This is a genomic window from Nonomuraea sp. NPDC049714 (genome assembly GCF_044465295.1).
In the GTDB taxonomy this organism is placed as follows: Bacteria; Actinomycetota; Actinomycetes; order Streptosporangiales; family Streptosporangiaceae; genus Nonomuraea.
Genome location: NZ_JBITLM010000001.1, coordinates 307,205 through 321,181 on the forward strand (window position 1 = coordinate 307,205; position 13,977 = coordinate 321,181).

Sequence of the window (13,977 nt, forward strand, 5' to 3'; positions counted from 1 at the left end):
CGCCGAGCGCGCGGACGCCCTGGTCCGGAAGATCTCCCGGACCAGGGCGTCTTCGGTCAGCACCCTCAGCGGGCGGCGGGCACCGGGCGCGGCGTGCGCGGGATGCCCCACATCCGGTTGTCCTCGCGCAGCGTGCGCAGCCGGTCCACCTCGGCGGTCCACATGACGCCCGCGGGCGTGGCCTTCGCCTTGCGCCGGGCGATGCGGTCGTCGTAGGCCTTGACGCCGAACGTGGCCCGCTGCCCCGCCTCGGCCGCGCGCAGCGCCTCGGTCAGCGCCTTGTCGAACGCCACTCCCGCGGCCCGCAGCTCGATGTCGTCGGCGCTGGCGGCGCGCAGCTCGCGCAGCGTCCGCTCGGCCATCCTCGCCTTGTCCAGCAGCTCGGGGAAGCTCTTGGAGATCTCCTGATCCGCGTGGAAGCGGACCTCGGCCTCGCGGCTCACCCGCGGACGGAAAAACGCCATCGACTCTGCCCTTCGAACTGTCGGCTCTTACCAGCGACCAGGGTACGCGGTGACGCGCCACGCCCAGTAACCGGATCCACGCGCCCGACGCCTTTACATAGTAAGATCTTTTGCATGCCCGCCAAGCGACCGCCCGTCCCCCTGTCCCGCGAGCGCATCATCGAGGCCGCGCTGCACATCGCCGACAGCCAGGGCCTGCGCAGGCTCACGATGCGCAGGCTGGGCGACGCCCTGGAGGTGGAGGCCATGGCCATCTACCACCACCTGCCCCGGGGCAAGGAGGCGCTGATGGACGCGCTGGCCGAGCACGTCACCGCCGTCCGCGTGGAGCAGGCGGCCACCTGGCAGGAGACCGCCAGGGCCTGGTGCCGGGCCAGCCGCGAGGTGCTGCGCGACCACCCCGGCGTGCTCGCGCTCGCCCTCACCAAGCCGCCGAAGGGCGGCACCGCCCTGGCCATCGGCGAGCAGGTCGAACAGCTCACCGACGGTGGCCTGCCGGACGCGGCCGACGCCGTACGGTCGCTGCGGGCGTTCGTCTTCGGCAGCGTCGCCGTCGAGGTCCAGCAGTCGGGATGGGCCGACCCTGAGGTGGACGAGTGGACCCGGCGCGACGAACGGGCCGACGCGGACTTCGAGCGCGGACTCGAAGCTTTGCTCCGAGGGCTCCAAATCTAGTGTGCGTGTCGAGCTTGGCCCGTTATCCTGCATAAGGCACGCTGTGTCGAAGGTCACACGATCGGGGCATCCTCCTCTAACAGTCCTAACGGGCTATGTCGGAACGTGTGACACACAACGCACACTTGCTGCAAACGAAAACCCGAGCGCTCCCACCCCTCTTCCGGGAGCACCCACGAGATATCGGAGGCACGCCGATGTGCCCGCACGACCCGGTCTGTCCGTCTGCCGAGGCGCCCGACCGCGAGGCCGCACGCACCCTGGCCTGCCACCCCGAACAGGGGTGGAGCCTGCTGTGCAACGGCGTAGTCCTGTTCGAGGACACCGGGGAGCTTCTGCCCGGCGGCACCGCCATCGCCCCGCACCGCCCCGACCCCTTGGTCGGCGCGGCCTGACCCACACCCGGCCGCCCGCAGCGAACGCGGGCCGGTCACCCACGTCCCGCCCGTGAAGTCGGCGGGACGGCGAAGCCTCGACCGCCAGGACGGACCCAGCGACCGAAGGGCCGCAGCACAGCCGACCGGCCCAGGCGGCGACCCCGCAACCTCCAGCAGGTTGCGGGACCAGCATCCCCTCCACCGGGCGGTCTCCTGAAACAGGCGCCCGCCGTCCCGCTGGATCGCCGGCCGTCAGCTCCAGTGGCGTTCGAGCCACTCGGCCACCACCTCGCCCACGCGGGCCGGGTTCTTCTTCAGGTCATGGCCCTCCCCCGGCAGCACCACCATCCGCGTCGCGTCCGCCGGATCCGGGAGCCCGAACGGGTCCCTGTCCCCGCTGACCACCAGCACGTCCACCCCGGCCCCGCGCAGCTCGTCGGCCCTGGACCGTTCCGGCCTGCCCGGCGGATGCAGCGGGAAGGCGAGCGCCACCACCGAGGCCGCCCCCACCGCCTTGGCGGTCCGGCAGGCCACCCGCGCGCCGTTGCTCCGACCGCCCTGCACCAACGGCACCTCGGGCCACCGCGTACGCAGCTCGCCCAGCACGACCTGCCACGCCTCGTCCTGCCGGGCCGGCGTCCCCGGCGCTCGCGCGCCGGCCACCCGGAACGCCTGCGTCACCCTGGCCACGCTCGCCCCCACGCCGAGCGCCGCGTCGCGCACCGCCAGGAGATCGGGCGCGTCCACTCCCCCGGCCGACCCGTGCGTCAGCACCAGCAGCATCCGGGCCCGCTCCACCTCGTCGACCTCGACCAGCGCAGGGCCCCGAGGGGTCATGATCTCCATGGCAGCACCGTACCTGGGGATGAGTTCGACATCGCTCTCAGGTGTGATGACGGCGCGCCCTTCGGGGATGCAGGATTACCCCTATGCGAGACACGAGACCCTTGCGCGAGGACCTGCAGGCGACGCTGGACGCCCGTCGCGACCTCGGTCCCGAGTACGAGCCCGCTCTGGTCGACTCGCTGGTCGAGCGCCTGGACGCCACCATCGCCGCCCGGGTCGACGCCGAGCTCCACCTGCGCGGCGTGCGGTCCCCCAAGCAGCGCGCCAGTGGCTCGGCCATGATCCCCATCGCCTTGGGCTCGATGGGGATCGGCATCCCGCTCACGGCCATTGCCAGCAGCGTCGGCCTGGTGGGACTCCTGGCGGCCTGGATGGCCATCGTGGTGATCAACGTGGCGTCCGCGGTGGTCATCATGCGCCGCCCCTGACCCGGCGGCCAAGCCGCGCACACGGCGTAGGCGCGCGGCCGGTGCGGGCCGGAGGAGCAGCCGTGCCTCAGCCCGCGTTTCCGGGACGGGCCGGTTCCCAGATCGCCTCAAGGTCGGAGCAGACCACCCGCACCGTGCCGGTGAGAAACACCGACTCGTGGCCGCAGCCATGCTCATGCGGCATGATCTCGTCCAGCCGCAGGCTGTCCAGCCCGGCCTCCGGGTCCGCGTCGACCCGGACACCGGCCACCGTCCCGCCACTCCACCACGACCAGCTCCGCCGATCTCCCCTTCAGCCCCCGGTACAGCGTTGTACGACGAGACGGCGAGGGGCGCACGACCAGGTCACGCGCGCCTTGGAGCCTGCCCTCCGATCGCTGGCAGGTCGCCGCGCGCGGTCAGTCACGGTCGTAGCGCAGGCGCACCTCGGACGCGAGCGTCTCATCGTCATGATTTAGGCCGTACGCCCACACATGGTCGGCATCGTCGGCGCGTCCCCGCAGGGGGAGCGTGCGGGCCAGCAGCTCGATCGCGAGGGCGGTGGTCTGGCCCTCGCCGCCGTCCTCCACGGCACCGGCGAACTCGGCGCAGGCCAGCTCCAGGTGTGCGATGCCGAGCTGCACGCGCAGCCGGGCCGCGTCGTCACCCGAGGCGTCCTCCAGGGCGTCGAGCAGCACCTCCGCCGCCTCCCCCGGCTCGCCACGCTCCATGAGCAGGTCGGCAAGCTGCTGGCTCGCGTGCACCCGCACATCCGCACCCCCATGCCCACCCGCACCCCCCGCCGCGTGGCCGTACGCGCCTGTGTCTCCCGCCGCGTGGCCGGGCCCACGCGCGTCCTCTGCCGCGCCCGTGCCGTCGGCGTGGCCGGGGGCGCCGTTTCGCCCGCCGTTCGCGGTGCCCATCGCCCCGCCCGCACGCGCCTGCGCGTCATCGGGGACGTGGCGACCGCCGGTCGCGGGTGCGTTGTCGGCGGCGCCTTGGCCGGTCGGGGGCGCGTGGCCGGTGTCGATGGCGGCGCGGAGCTCGGTTTCCGCCTCGTCGTACTCTCCGGTCTCCACGGCGAGCCTGGCGAGCGCGAGGTGGGCGAGCGGGACGTAGGCCGGGGTGCCGACCCCCAGCACCGCCTGCCAGGCGCCCCTCGCCTGCCCGTAGCGGCCCTCGCGTTCGAACCCCTGGGCCAGGTGGCAGGCGGCCTGGGCGGCGAACTCGGGGTGCCCGGTCGCGAGCGCGGCCCTGGCGGCGGCACGGGCTCCGTCGACGTCGCCACGCTGGTCGAGGACCACGGCGAGGCCGACGGCGGCCTGGGCCACGTCGGGGCCGCCGGGGGTGGAGGCGAGCTCCGCGAGTATGGCGGCCGCACCATCGAGATCACCGTCCTCGGCCAGGCGGCGGGCGATGTCCAGCGGCGGGGTCTCCAGCTCTGAGGACGTCAAGAGAGCTCCTTCGGCGACGATCGCACCGAGCCTAACGACTTCTGGCGATCATGTCTGCTCACTTGCGACCGTAGGCATGGCAGGTGCACATTTCAGCTGATTCAGGCAGTTCGCGGCGGCTCGACACCAACATGCGCCCCCGTCCGGCCGGCGCTGGAGCGGGCACCCCGAGGGCGCGAGCGGCGGGATAAGGGCCAGGTCCGGGATGACGCGGCATGATCGTGGTCGCGGGACGACGGCTTGTGGCTTCGGCGGATGACCACGATCGGGCAGATCTCGTTGGGCGTCACGGACGATGTCCGGGCCGGGGAGTTCTGGCGCCGGGCGCTCGGATACGTGCGGCGGCCGCCACGGTTCGAGGGCGATGACTGGATCGTCCTGGAGCCCCCGCCCGGCAGGGCCGGCCTCGCGCCCGCGATGGACGTGAGCGAGACTCGCGCCGAGGATTTCCCCCGGACACATCTCGACCTCAGCGCGGAGGATCGCGATCTCGACGATGAGGCCGACCGGCCGGCCGCCCTGGGTGCGCGACGTGTCGACCGGTCTCGCCATCCCGAGAACCCGCGGCCGGAAGTCCCCGCGTTCGTGGTGCTCGCCGATCCCGAGGGCAACCGGTTCTGCGTGGAAGGCCGCCGTCGCGGTCCCGAAGGGCTCCGAGCGCGGCCCTCGGGTCGCTGACGTCGGACGCCCCCGGCCCGCCGGGTGGCGGGCCGGGATGGGATCGGGGTGGGATCAGGGTAGGGCCGTGGTGCGGCCCGGGTGGGGGCCCGGGTCAGTCCTCGTACGCCTCCAGCGGCGGGCAGGAGCAGACCAGGTTGCGGTCCCCGTACGCCTGGTCGATGCGGCGCACCGGCACCCAGTACTTGTCGTCGCGCAGCGAGGGCACCGGGTAGGCCGCCTCGGTGCGGGTGTACGGGTGGGGCCACTCGTCGGCGGTGAGCGCCTCGGCGGTGTGCGGGGCGTTCCGCAGGGGGTTGTCCGTCTTGTCGTAGTCGCCGGAGCCCACCTTGGCGATCTCGCCGCGGATGGCGATCATCGCGTCGGCGAACCGGTCCAGTTCGGCCAGGTCCTCGCTCTCCGTAGGCTCGATCATGAGCGTGCCCGCGACCGGGAACGACATGGTCGGCGCGTGGAAGCCGTAGTCGATGAGCCGCTTGGCCACGTCGTCGACGGTGACGCCGGTCTCCTTGGTGATCTGCCGCAGGTCGATGATGCACTCGTGGGCGACGAGCCCGCCCCGCCCGGTGTACAGGACCGGGTAGTGCGGAGCCAGGCGGCGCGCGAGGTAGTTGGCCGACAGGATGGCCTGCTCGGTGGCCGCGGTGAGGCCGTCGGCGCCCATCATCCTGATGTACGCCCAGGAGATCGGCAGGATCCCGGCGGAGCCGTACGGGGCGGCCGAGACGGGACCGACGGGGGTGCCGTCCCGCAGCGGGTGGCCCGGCAGGTAGGCGGCGAGGTGCGCGCGGACCGCGACGGGCCCGACGCCGGGGCCGCCGCCGCCGTGCGGGATGCAGAACGTCTTGTGCAGGTTCAGGTGGGACACGTCGGCGCCGAACTCGCCCGGCTTGGCCAGGCCGACGAGCGCGTTGAGGTTGGCCCCGTCGACGTACACCTGGCCGCCGGCGCCGTGCACCTTGGCGCAGATCTCGGTGATGGTCTCCTCGTAGACCCCGTGCGTGGAGGGGTAGGTGATCATGATGGCGGCGAGCCGGTCGCGGTGCTTGTCGATCTTGGCGTCGAGGTCGGCCAGGTCCACGTTGCCGCCGGTGTCGCAGGCCACGACCACGACCCGCATGCCCGCCATGACGGCGCTGGCCGCGTTGGTGCCGTGCGCCGAGGAGGGGATGAGGCAGACGTCGCGCTCGCCTTCGCCGCGCTCGCGGTGGTAGGCGCGGATGGCGAGCAGCCCGGCGAACTCGCCCTGGGAGCCGGCGTTCGGCTGGATGGAGACGGCGTCGTAGCCGGTGACCTCGGCCAGCCAGCCTTCCAGCGTCTCGATGAGGTCGACGTAGCCGGCCGCCTGCGCCTCGGGGGCGTAGGGGTGGATGGCGGCGAACTCGGGCCAGGTGATGGGCTCCATCTCGGTGGTCGCGTTCAGCTTCATCGTGCAGGAGCCGAGCGGGATCATGGAACGGTCGAGCGCGATGTCCCTGTCCTGGAGCCTGCGCAGGTAGCGCAGCATCGCGGTCTCGGAGTGGTGGTCGTGGAAGACCGGGTGGGTCAGGTAGCCGGACTCGCGCACCAGCGAGGCGGGCACCACGTCGTGCACCCGCGGGTCGTCGAGGGTGACGCCGTCGCGCTCGACGCCGAACGCGGCCCACACCTTGGCGACCTCGGCGGCGCCGGTCTTCTCGTCGCAGGCGACGGAGACGTGGTCGGCGTCGGCCTGCCAGAGGTTGACGCCCCGCTCGGCGGCTGCGGCGACGATCCCGGCCGCGCGGCCGGGCACACGGGCCAGCACGGTGTCGAAGAACTCCTGGTGTACGACCTCGACGCCGCCCTGTCGCAGGCCGTCGGCCAGGACCACGGCGTGCCGGTGCACGCGGGCGGCGATCCGGCGCAGCCCTTCGGGCCCGTGGTAGACGGCGTACATGCCGGCGATCACGGCCAGCAGGACCTGGGCGGTGCAGATGTTGCTGGTGGCCTTCTCGCGGCGGATGTGCTGCTCGCGGGTCTGCAGGGCCAGCCGGTAGGCGGGGTCGCCGTCGACGTCCACGGACACGCCCACGAGGCGCCCGGGCATCTGCCGCTGCAGGCCCTCACGTACGGACATGTAGGCGGCGTGCGGGCCGCCGAAGCCGAACGGCACGCCGAACCGCTGCGAGGAGCCGATGGCGATGTCGGCGCCGAGCTCGCCGGGGGCGGCGACCAGTGTGAGCGCGAGCAGGTCGGCGGCGGCCACGACGAGCGCGCCGGCGGCGTGCGCCCGCTCGGCGACGTCACGGAAGTCACGCAGCCGGCCGGAGGCGCCCGGATACTGCACGAGCACGCCGAAGCACGCCGGCAGCCCGCCCGCCAGGTCGCTCTCCACGAGCGTGATGCCGAGCGGCTCGGCGCGGGTGGCCAGCACCGCCTTCGTCTGGGGCAGCGTGTCGGCGTCGATCACGAACACGTCGCTCTTGCTCTTGCCGGTCCGCCGGGCCAGCGTCATGGCCTCGGCCGCGGCGGTGCTCTCGTCCAGCAGGGACGCGCCCGCCACGGGCAGGGCGGTGAGGTCGGACACCACGGTCTGGAAGTTGAGCAGCGCCTCCAGGCGGCCCTGCGAGATCTCCGGCTGGTACGGCGTGTAGGCGGTGTACCAGCCCGGGTTCTCCAGCAGGTTGCGGCGGATCACCGCGGGCGTGACGGTGTCGTGGTAGCCCAGGCCGATCATGGAGGTGAGCACCTGGTTGCGGTCAGCCAGGGCCCGCAGCTCGGCGATGGCCTCGGCCTCGGTCGCGGCGGCGGGCAGCTTGAGGCGGTCCTTGCTCCTGATCGCCTCGGGGACGGCCACGGCCACCAGATCCGCCACGGACTCGAAGCCCACGGCCTCGAGCATGCGCTGCTGCTGGCTCTGCGACGGCCCGATGTGCCGGGCGGAGAACGGCGGTGGTGACAGGTCGGTCATGGAGATGCCTCCCGAGGCGATGGAGACCGGCGCAGAGCGCGGGCGTATGCCAGGTCTCCCCCTCTGTCACCGCTGTCTACGCGACCTGAGAGCTTCACCCCGCGGGGCTTGCACCGTCGGTGAAGCGCGCCTGGCGAGCGCGCCTGCTTTCCAGAGTTGCCTCACCCGAGCGGTACCGGTTGCCTGAGAGATTCCGGGGAGGTTGCTCCTTCGGCGCCCCGGTCCAGCCGGGGACTCTCCCGCACGGGGTCGTCGACATGTCCTAGATTACTACCCAATTCGGCGCGCCCGTCGCCGTTGGGCCAGTTCGTCAGCGGGATGGTCGGCCGGGACGGTGTCCGCGACCGCCGCCCGTTCCCCCGGCAGCTCCGCGAGGGATCCCTCGACCTCGCGCCAGACCCGGCCGAGCGCGATGCCGAACACGCCCTGACCACCCTGGAGAAGGTCTATCACCTCGTCCGCCGAGGTGCATTCGTAAACGCTCACACCGTCGCTCATCAGCGTGATCTGCGCGAGGTCGGCCACCCCGCGATCACGCAGATGCTGTACGGCCGTGCGGATCTGCTGGAGGGAGACCCCGGTGTCGAGCAGTCGCTTGACGACCTTGAGCACCAGGATGTCGCGGAAACAGTAGAGCCGTTGGGAACCCGAACCTTGCGCTGCTCTTATCGTGGGCTCGACCAGGCCGGTGCGCGCCCAGTAGTCCAGCTGCCTGTAGGTGATGCCGGCTGCCGCGCACGCCGTCGGGCCACGGTATCCGATGTCGTCCGGCACCGTCGCGGGCTGCTCGTCGAAGAGCAGGCCCTGCTCTCCGGCACGCTGCCGCGCGCTCTCACGCCGTACCGGATCTTCCTGGCCGGCCGTCTTTCCCTCGCCGCTGCTGACCGCCACGCGGACCTCCGGCTTTCTCTCATCCCGCGGCCTGATCTGGGGGTTCGTAAAAAGGCGGCCACGGGTTTCACTTGCACCGTAGGACCGTGACCATGCTCAGTCAACGATCCGGCTCGGCGCGTCGTGAAGCGTAAATGCACTGAAATACCTACCCCGCCCTGCCAAAGTCTTCGGGAGAGATCGTGTCAAGGAACTCCCTGAACTTCTCCACCTCGTCCTCCTGGTCGTCGGGGATGATCACTCCGGCCTCTTGGACGACCTCCTCACTGGCGAAGATGCGTGCCCCGGTGCGCAGCGCCAGCGCGATGGAGTCGGACGGCCTGGCGCTCACCTCCACGCCGTTGGAGAACACCAGGTCGGCGAAGAAGATCCCGTCACGGAGGGCGACGATGTTGACGGCACGCAGGCCCACGCCGAGGGCGCTCAGCACGTCCCGGAACAGGTCGTGCGTGAGCGGCCTGGGCGGCGGCTCCTCCGCCTGGGCCAGGGCGATGGCCGTCGCTTCGGTCATGCCGATCCAGATGGGCAGGAACCGTTCCCCGTGTGCCTCCTTGAGCAAGACGATCGGCTGATTTGTGGGCATTTCTACGCGAACACCCACGACCTCCATCTGCAACACGGGCTGCTCCATATTCGACTGGCCGGCGACCCGGCACAGCTCATTGCTGGTCCGCTTCTGCAATTCAACGTAACACCCGGGGGGCCCTGAATGTCCCTCGGGCCGCTCATCGCCCGAGAACGCTCCGCACGCCCGTACGCAGCAGGGCCTCGTGCAGGTCGAGCAGGAGCGTGGACAGCTCCCTGGCCGTCTCGTCGGCCTCGCCGATCGCGCCTGGCGCCCGCCGTTTCAGGATCGGCGCCACGGTCTGCTCGACCAGACCGGCCTCCCGTTCGGCCGCCGCCTTGACCGCCCGCAGGTGGCGGGCGTGCAGCCCGAAGCGGGCCAGCGCGCCGACGCTGCGCGCCACCTTGAGCGCGTCCTCGTCATAACGCCTGGCCTTGGGCGCGAGCAGGCCGTAGTCCTCCAGCTCGGTGAGCGTCTCCTCGTCGAGCCCGGCCGCCTCCAGCAGCTCGGCACGGCTGAGGCGCACCTCCTGCTTGTCCTGCACGGCGCGGGGGCGGGCGAAGCTCTCCGCCATCTTGTCCTTGATCACCCTCAGCGGCAGGTAATGGTCCCGTTGCTCGGTGAGGATGTAGCGGAGCTGCTGGACGTGCAGGTGGGTGAACTTGCGAAAGCCCGACGGGGTGCGCTCCGGCTCGATGAGCCCCTCCCCCTCCAAGAAACGGATCTTGGAGACGGTGACATCGGGGAACTCGCCCTGCAGAAGGGCGAGCACCTCCCCGATGCTCATGTGCGAGCGTGCCGCCTGCGAGGTCATGTGCCGGCGGGTGTCCGCATCAGGAACAGCAGCCGGAACTTTCCGATCTGCACCTCGTCGCCGGAGTGCAGCGGGACCTCCTCGATGCGCTCCCTGTTGACGTAGGTGCCGTTGAGGCTGCCCACGTCACGCACGGAGAACAGGCCGCCGCGCTGGCGGTAGAACTCGACGTGCCGGCGGGAGACGGTGATGTCGTCGAGGAAGATGTCACTCTCCGGATGGCGCCCGGTGGTGGTGAGGTCCTTGTCGAGCCGGAAACGGCTGCCCTGGTTGGGCCCCCTGGTCACGGTCAGCAACGCCGCGCCCGGCGGGAGCTGTTCGACCAGCGCCCGTTCGGCCAGCAGCATGTCACCGGTCTCTGCCTCGTACGCCTCGATTCCCGCGACGGAGATCGTCGAAGTGGTGTCCCCTGAGACCTCCGGTCTGGTCAACGGTGACCCACAGCGAGAACAGAAACGGGCATCCTCGGGGTTGGCGTGCCCGCACTGCGTGCAGTAGACGCTCGGCATCGATCGGCTCGGCCTCCTACCGCGAAGACGCGGCAACGGTGCTCGGGGCGCGCCTCGCTTCGCTCTCAAGTTTGCGAATGCCGCAACTTACGCTGATCAGCGGCAAAGGTCAAGGCGGGGCGCTGGACGACAGGTTCGGACGCTGACAAAGTTACCGCCGCCCCTGCCTGAAGGTCCATGCCGCCGCGCCTTCTAACATTACGATCTTGCACCCCATACGACAAATCACCGTCGCCCCGAGGTCGTGGCGCGGTCCCGGGCGGTCACATGGCGGCCTGCTCGACCACGGTGGCCCACCGCTCCAGCAGGAGCTGGGCGGTGTCGACGTCGGAGGCCTCGGCCCACAGGTCGGTGACGGGCTCGGTCGCGGCGGGCAGGATGAGCACCCAGCTGCCGTCCTCCCCCACCACCCGGACCCCGTCGGTGGTGTCGATGTGGTAGCCCTCGGGGGCGGACTCGGCCGCCTCGATGACCGAGCGCATCACCGCGCCCTTGGCCTTCCACTGCGTCGGGATCGCCCGCTTGAGCAGCTTCGCCTCGGGGATCCTGGCGTCGATCTGACTGAGCGAGAGCCGGGTGCGGGCGACCAGCCCCAGCAGGCGCATGAACGCGGCGGGACCGTCGAGCGCGGGGCTGAACTCGGGCACCACGAAGCCGCCCCTGCCGTCACCGGCGAAGATCATGCCCGGTCCGGCGGCGGCGGAGGTGAGGGCGTCGACCGCCGTGGAGGTCCACTGCACCTGCACGCCGTGGAAGCGGCAGACCTGCTCGGCGACCCTGGTGGTGGTGATCGGCAGCGCCACCCGGCCGGCCCGGCGCTCGGCGGCCACCAGGTCGAGCACCACGAGCAGGGCGCGTTCCTCGCTGATGAACTGCCCCATCTCGTCCACCAGCGCCACCCGCTCGCCGACCGGGTCGAAGCGGACGCCGAAGGCCGCGCGTGAGGAGCTGACCAGCTCCGACAGCCGCTGCAGGTCGCGGCGGCGCTCGGCGAGCGTCTCCGTGGGCGACAGGTCGTCCAGGACGGCGTTGACGGTGAGCACCTCGATGCCCACCCGGCCGAGCAGCCTGGGCAGCACCAGCGAGGAGGTGCCGCCCGCGCAGTCCACCACGACCTTCATGTCCCTGACGCCGGTCATGTCCACCCGGCGCAGCAGCTCGTGGGTGTAGTCCTCGACGGCTCTGGACGGGTAGGTGAGCTCGGCGATCTCGCCGGGGAAGGCGCGCCGGAACTCCTGGCGCGAGAAGACGCGTTCCAGCTTGCGCTGGGCGGCCGGCGACAGGTCAGCGCCCCGGTCGTCCATGATGACGATGTCGACGCTCTGCGGGTCCCCGGCGGTCGTGCGCAGCGCGATGCCGCCCGCGGCCGTCCCCCGCGAGGAGTGGAAGCGGGCCACCGGCAGCGGCGCGGCCTCCAGGTCGAGCACGTTGATGGCGCTGGCGGTGAGCGCGCTGATCACGGCCCGCTTCAGCGCCCTGGCGGCCAGGGAGGCGTCACGGGAGGTGACGACGCGCTCGCCCTTCTTCAGGGTGGTGGCGTAGGCGCTGGCCAGCCGTACGCACAGCTCGGGGGTGATCTCCACGTTGACCAGTCCGCTGACGCCCCGCCTGCCGAACAGGCTGCGCTGGCCGCGCGACTCCCAGATGACGCTGGTGTTGACGACGGCGCCCGCCTCGATGGTCTTGAACGGGTAGACCCGCACGCCGCTGGAGACGTACGCCTCCGCCTCGATGACGCATTCGTCGCCGATGACGGCGTTCTCCTCGATACGGGCGCCGCGCATCACGTCGGTGCTCTTGCCGATCACACAACCGCGCAGGTGGGTGCCGGGGCCGAGGTAGACGTTGCTGTGGACGATCGCGCGGTGCAGGAAGGCGCCCTCGCGGACCACGGCGTTGTTGCCCAGGACGGTGTATTCGCGCAGCTCGGCGCCGCCCTCGACCTTGGCGTACTCGCCGATGAACAGCGGGCCCTTGAGCACCGCGTCCGGCTCGACGGAGGCCGACCCGGCCACCCAGACGCCGGGTGACAGCTCGAAGCCGCCGATGTCCAGCCTGACCTGGCCGGACAGGGCGTCGGCCTGGGCCTTGCGGTAGCTCTCGTGGGTGCCGACGTCCTCCCAGTAGCCGTCGGCGACGTAGCCGTAGATGGGGGCCCCGCGTTCGAGGAGGGCGGGGAAGACGTCGGAGGCCCAGTCGACGGACTCTCCGGCGGCCACCTCGTCCAGCACCTCCGGCTCCATGATGTAGATGCCGGTGTTGACGGTGTCGGAGAAGACCTGGCCCCAGGTGGGCTTCTCCAGGAAGCGCTGCACCCGGCCGAGTTCGTCGACGATGATGATGCCGAATTCGAGCGGGTTGGGAACCCGCTTCAGACCAATGGTGACAAGAGCCGAATTTTCCTGATGGAACCGGATCATGTCCGATAAATCGATATCCGTCAGAGCGTCGCCTGAGATGACCAGGAAGGGGGCGTCGTGCAGGCGGGCGGCGGCGTTCTTCACGCTGCCCGCCGTGCCCAGCGGGATGTCCTCGGTGGCGTACTCCAGGCGCATGCCCAGCTCGTCGCCGTCGCCGAAGTAGTTGCGCACCAGCGCGGCCAGGAACTGGACGGTCACCACGGTCTCGGTGATCCCGTGCCGCTTGAGCAGGCGCAGGACGTGCTCCATGATCGGACGGTTGACCACGGGGAGCAGGGGTTTGGGCTGGTTGGCCGTCATCGGACGCAGCCGAGTGCCCTCACCGCCCGCCATGACGACCGCCTTCACCGGTCACTCCTTCGTGGTCGCGGCGGTGAGCCGGCGCACCTGTATCACGTACAGCGCACCCGCCCACCAGTACAGGCCTGTTCCCCAGAGCGCGAAAGCCCACCCGACAATGCGCGCTATATCGGCATACCACCCCGAGTGGGAGGCAAGGAAGAGCAGGGGGAAGGCGTACATGAGGTTGAACATGGCGGCCTTGCCCAGGAAATGCACCTGAAGCGCCCTATATCCGTGTTTGCGAAGTACGGGGATGAAACACGCGACGAAGAGTTCCCGGCCCAGGATGATCGCCGCCAGCCACCACGGGATGACCTCCCGCACCAGCAGCGCCGCGATCGTGGCGAACACGTAGAGCTTGTCCGCCGCCGGATCGATGATCCGCCCGAGCTTGCTGACCTGATTGAACGCCCTGGCGATCTTGCCGTCGAGCCAGTCGGTGAACCCGGCGACCGCCAGCACGGCGATGGCCCACCCGTCCGCCCTCGGGCCCAGAACCAGCCAGAGGAACACGGGTACGCCGAGGAGTCGCAGGAAGCTCAGCAGGTTCGGAACCGTCCAGATTCGGTCCTCGGCGGAAGTTTCAGTCACGCAGCAGACCCT

The 13,977-nt window shown here is 70.9% G+C and carries 15 protein-coding genes and 1 riboswitch; of the genes, 4 read left to right on the plus strand and 11 right to left on the minus strand.

Annotation, left to right across the window (positions count from 1 at the left end; all coding sequences use genetic code 11):
• Nucleotides 1-65: 65 nt before the first annotated feature.
• A complete protein-coding gene (locus ACIBQX_RS01580; RefSeq protein WP_396999418.1) occupies nt 66-464 on the minus strand; it encodes a hypothetical protein in 399 nt (132 codons plus the stop codon).
• Nucleotides 465-578: 114 nt separating this feature from the next.
• Between ACIBQX_RS01580 and ACIBQX_RS01585 the strand changes: the two genes are divergently transcribed.
• Both ACIBQX_RS01585 and ACIBQX_RS01590 read left to right on the plus strand, forming a co-directional pair.
• Nucleotides 579-1,139, plus strand: coding sequence for a TetR/AcrR family transcriptional regulator C-terminal domain-containing protein (locus tag ACIBQX_RS01585; protein ID WP_396999420.1), 561 nt, complete (start codon nt 579-581; stop codon nt 1,137-1,139).
• Between the two features lie 197 nt (nt 1,140-1,336).
• On the plus strand, nt 1,337-1,534 hold the full coding sequence (locus tag ACIBQX_RS01590) for a DUF5999 family protein (protein WP_336206534.1): 198 nt from the start codon (nt 1,337-1,339) through the stop codon (nt 1,532-1,534).
• A gap of 234 nt (nt 1,535-1,768) precedes the next feature.
• On the opposite strand, the gene ACIBQX_RS01595 is transcribed toward ACIBQX_RS01590, so the two are convergent.
• On the minus strand, nt 1,769-2,362 hold the full coding sequence (locus ACIBQX_RS01595) for an alpha/beta family hydrolase (RefSeq protein ID WP_396999422.1): 594 nt from the start codon (nt 2,360-2,362) through the stop codon (nt 1,769-1,771).
• A gap of 83 nt (nt 2,363-2,445) precedes the next feature.
• On the opposite strand from ACIBQX_RS01595, the gene ACIBQX_RS01600 reads away from it, so the two are divergent.
• Nucleotides 2,446-2,790, plus strand: coding sequence for a hypothetical protein (locus ACIBQX_RS01600; RefSeq protein WP_396999424.1), 345 nt, complete (start codon nt 2,446-2,448; stop codon nt 2,788-2,790).
• 67 nt (nt 2,791-2,857) lie between these two features.
• Here ACIBQX_RS01600 and ACIBQX_RS01605 read toward each other — a convergent pair whose 3' ends face one another.
• Entirely contained in the window at nt 2,858-3,040 is a 183-nt protein-coding gene (locus ACIBQX_RS01605) for a hypothetical protein (protein ID WP_396999426.1), read from the minus strand.
• Nucleotides 3,041-3,188: 148 nt separating this feature from the next.
• The gene (locus tag ACIBQX_RS01610) at nt 3,189-4,223 is read right to left on the minus strand and encodes a tetratricopeptide repeat protein (RefSeq protein WP_396999428.1); all 1,035 of its coding nucleotides are present in this window, start codon (nt 4,221-4,223) and stop codon (nt 3,189-3,191) included.
• Between the two features lie 255 nt (nt 4,224-4,478).
• Here ACIBQX_RS01610 and ACIBQX_RS01615 point away from each other — a divergent pair, with 255 nt between their 5' ends.
• Nucleotides 4,479-4,901, plus strand: coding sequence for a VOC family protein (locus tag ACIBQX_RS01615; RefSeq protein WP_396999430.1), 423 nt, complete (start codon nt 4,479-4,481; stop codon nt 4,899-4,901).
• A 94-nt stretch (nt 4,902-4,995) separates the two neighbouring features.
• On the opposite strand, the gene gcvP is transcribed toward ACIBQX_RS01615, so the two are convergent.
• From gcvP to ACIBQX_RS01650, 7 genes are all read right to left on the minus strand, one after another.
• The gene (gcvP, locus tag ACIBQX_RS01620) at nt 4,996-7,833 is read right to left on the minus strand and encodes an aminomethyl-transferring glycine dehydrogenase (protein ID WP_396999432.1); all 2,838 of its coding nucleotides are present in this window, start codon (nt 7,831-7,833) and stop codon (nt 4,996-4,998) included.
• Nucleotides 7,834-7,993: 160 nt separating this feature from the next.
• A riboswitch (glycine riboswitch) is annotated at nt 7,994-8,085 on the minus strand.
• A gap of 18 nt (nt 8,086-8,103) precedes the next feature.
• Nucleotides 8,104-8,724 carry a MerR family transcriptional regulator gene (locus tag ACIBQX_RS01625; protein ID WP_396999434.1) on the minus strand — a complete coding sequence of 207 codons (621 nt, stop codon included), beginning with the start codon at nt 8,722-8,724 and terminating at the stop codon, nt 8,104-8,106.
• A gap of 148 nt (nt 8,725-8,872) precedes the next feature.
• Nucleotides 8,873-9,343, minus strand: a complete 471-nt coding sequence (locus tag ACIBQX_RS01630; protein ID WP_082310546.1) for a bifunctional nuclease family protein — start codon at nt 9,341-9,343, stop codon at nt 8,873-8,875.
• Between the two features lie 106 nt (nt 9,344-9,449).
• Nucleotides 9,450-10,076: a MerR family transcriptional regulator gene (locus tag ACIBQX_RS01635; protein ID WP_396999436.1), complete on the minus strand. Its 627-nt coding sequence runs from the start codon at nt 10,074-10,076 to the stop codon at nt 9,450-9,452.
• A 23-nt stretch (nt 10,077-10,099) separates the two neighbouring features.
• Nucleotides 10,100-10,612 carry an FHA domain-containing protein gene (locus ACIBQX_RS01640; RefSeq protein WP_396999438.1) on the minus strand — a complete coding sequence of 171 codons (513 nt, stop codon included), beginning with the start codon at nt 10,610-10,612 and terminating at the stop codon, nt 10,100-10,102.
• Nucleotides 10,613-10,875: 263 nt separating this feature from the next.
• Nucleotides 10,876-13,380 carry a sugar phosphate nucleotidyltransferase gene (locus tag ACIBQX_RS01645; RefSeq protein ID WP_396999440.1) on the minus strand — a complete coding sequence of 835 codons (2,505 nt, stop codon included), beginning with the start codon at nt 13,378-13,380 and terminating at the stop codon, nt 10,876-10,878.
• A 3-nt stretch (nt 13,381-13,383) separates the two neighbouring features.
• Nucleotides 13,384-13,965 (minus strand): CDP-alcohol phosphatidyltransferase family protein, encoded by a 582-nt coding sequence (locus ACIBQX_RS01650; RefSeq protein ID WP_396999442.1) that lies wholly within the window; start codon nt 13,963-13,965, stop codon nt 13,384-13,386.
• Nucleotides 13,966-13,977: the final 12 nt, after the last annotated feature.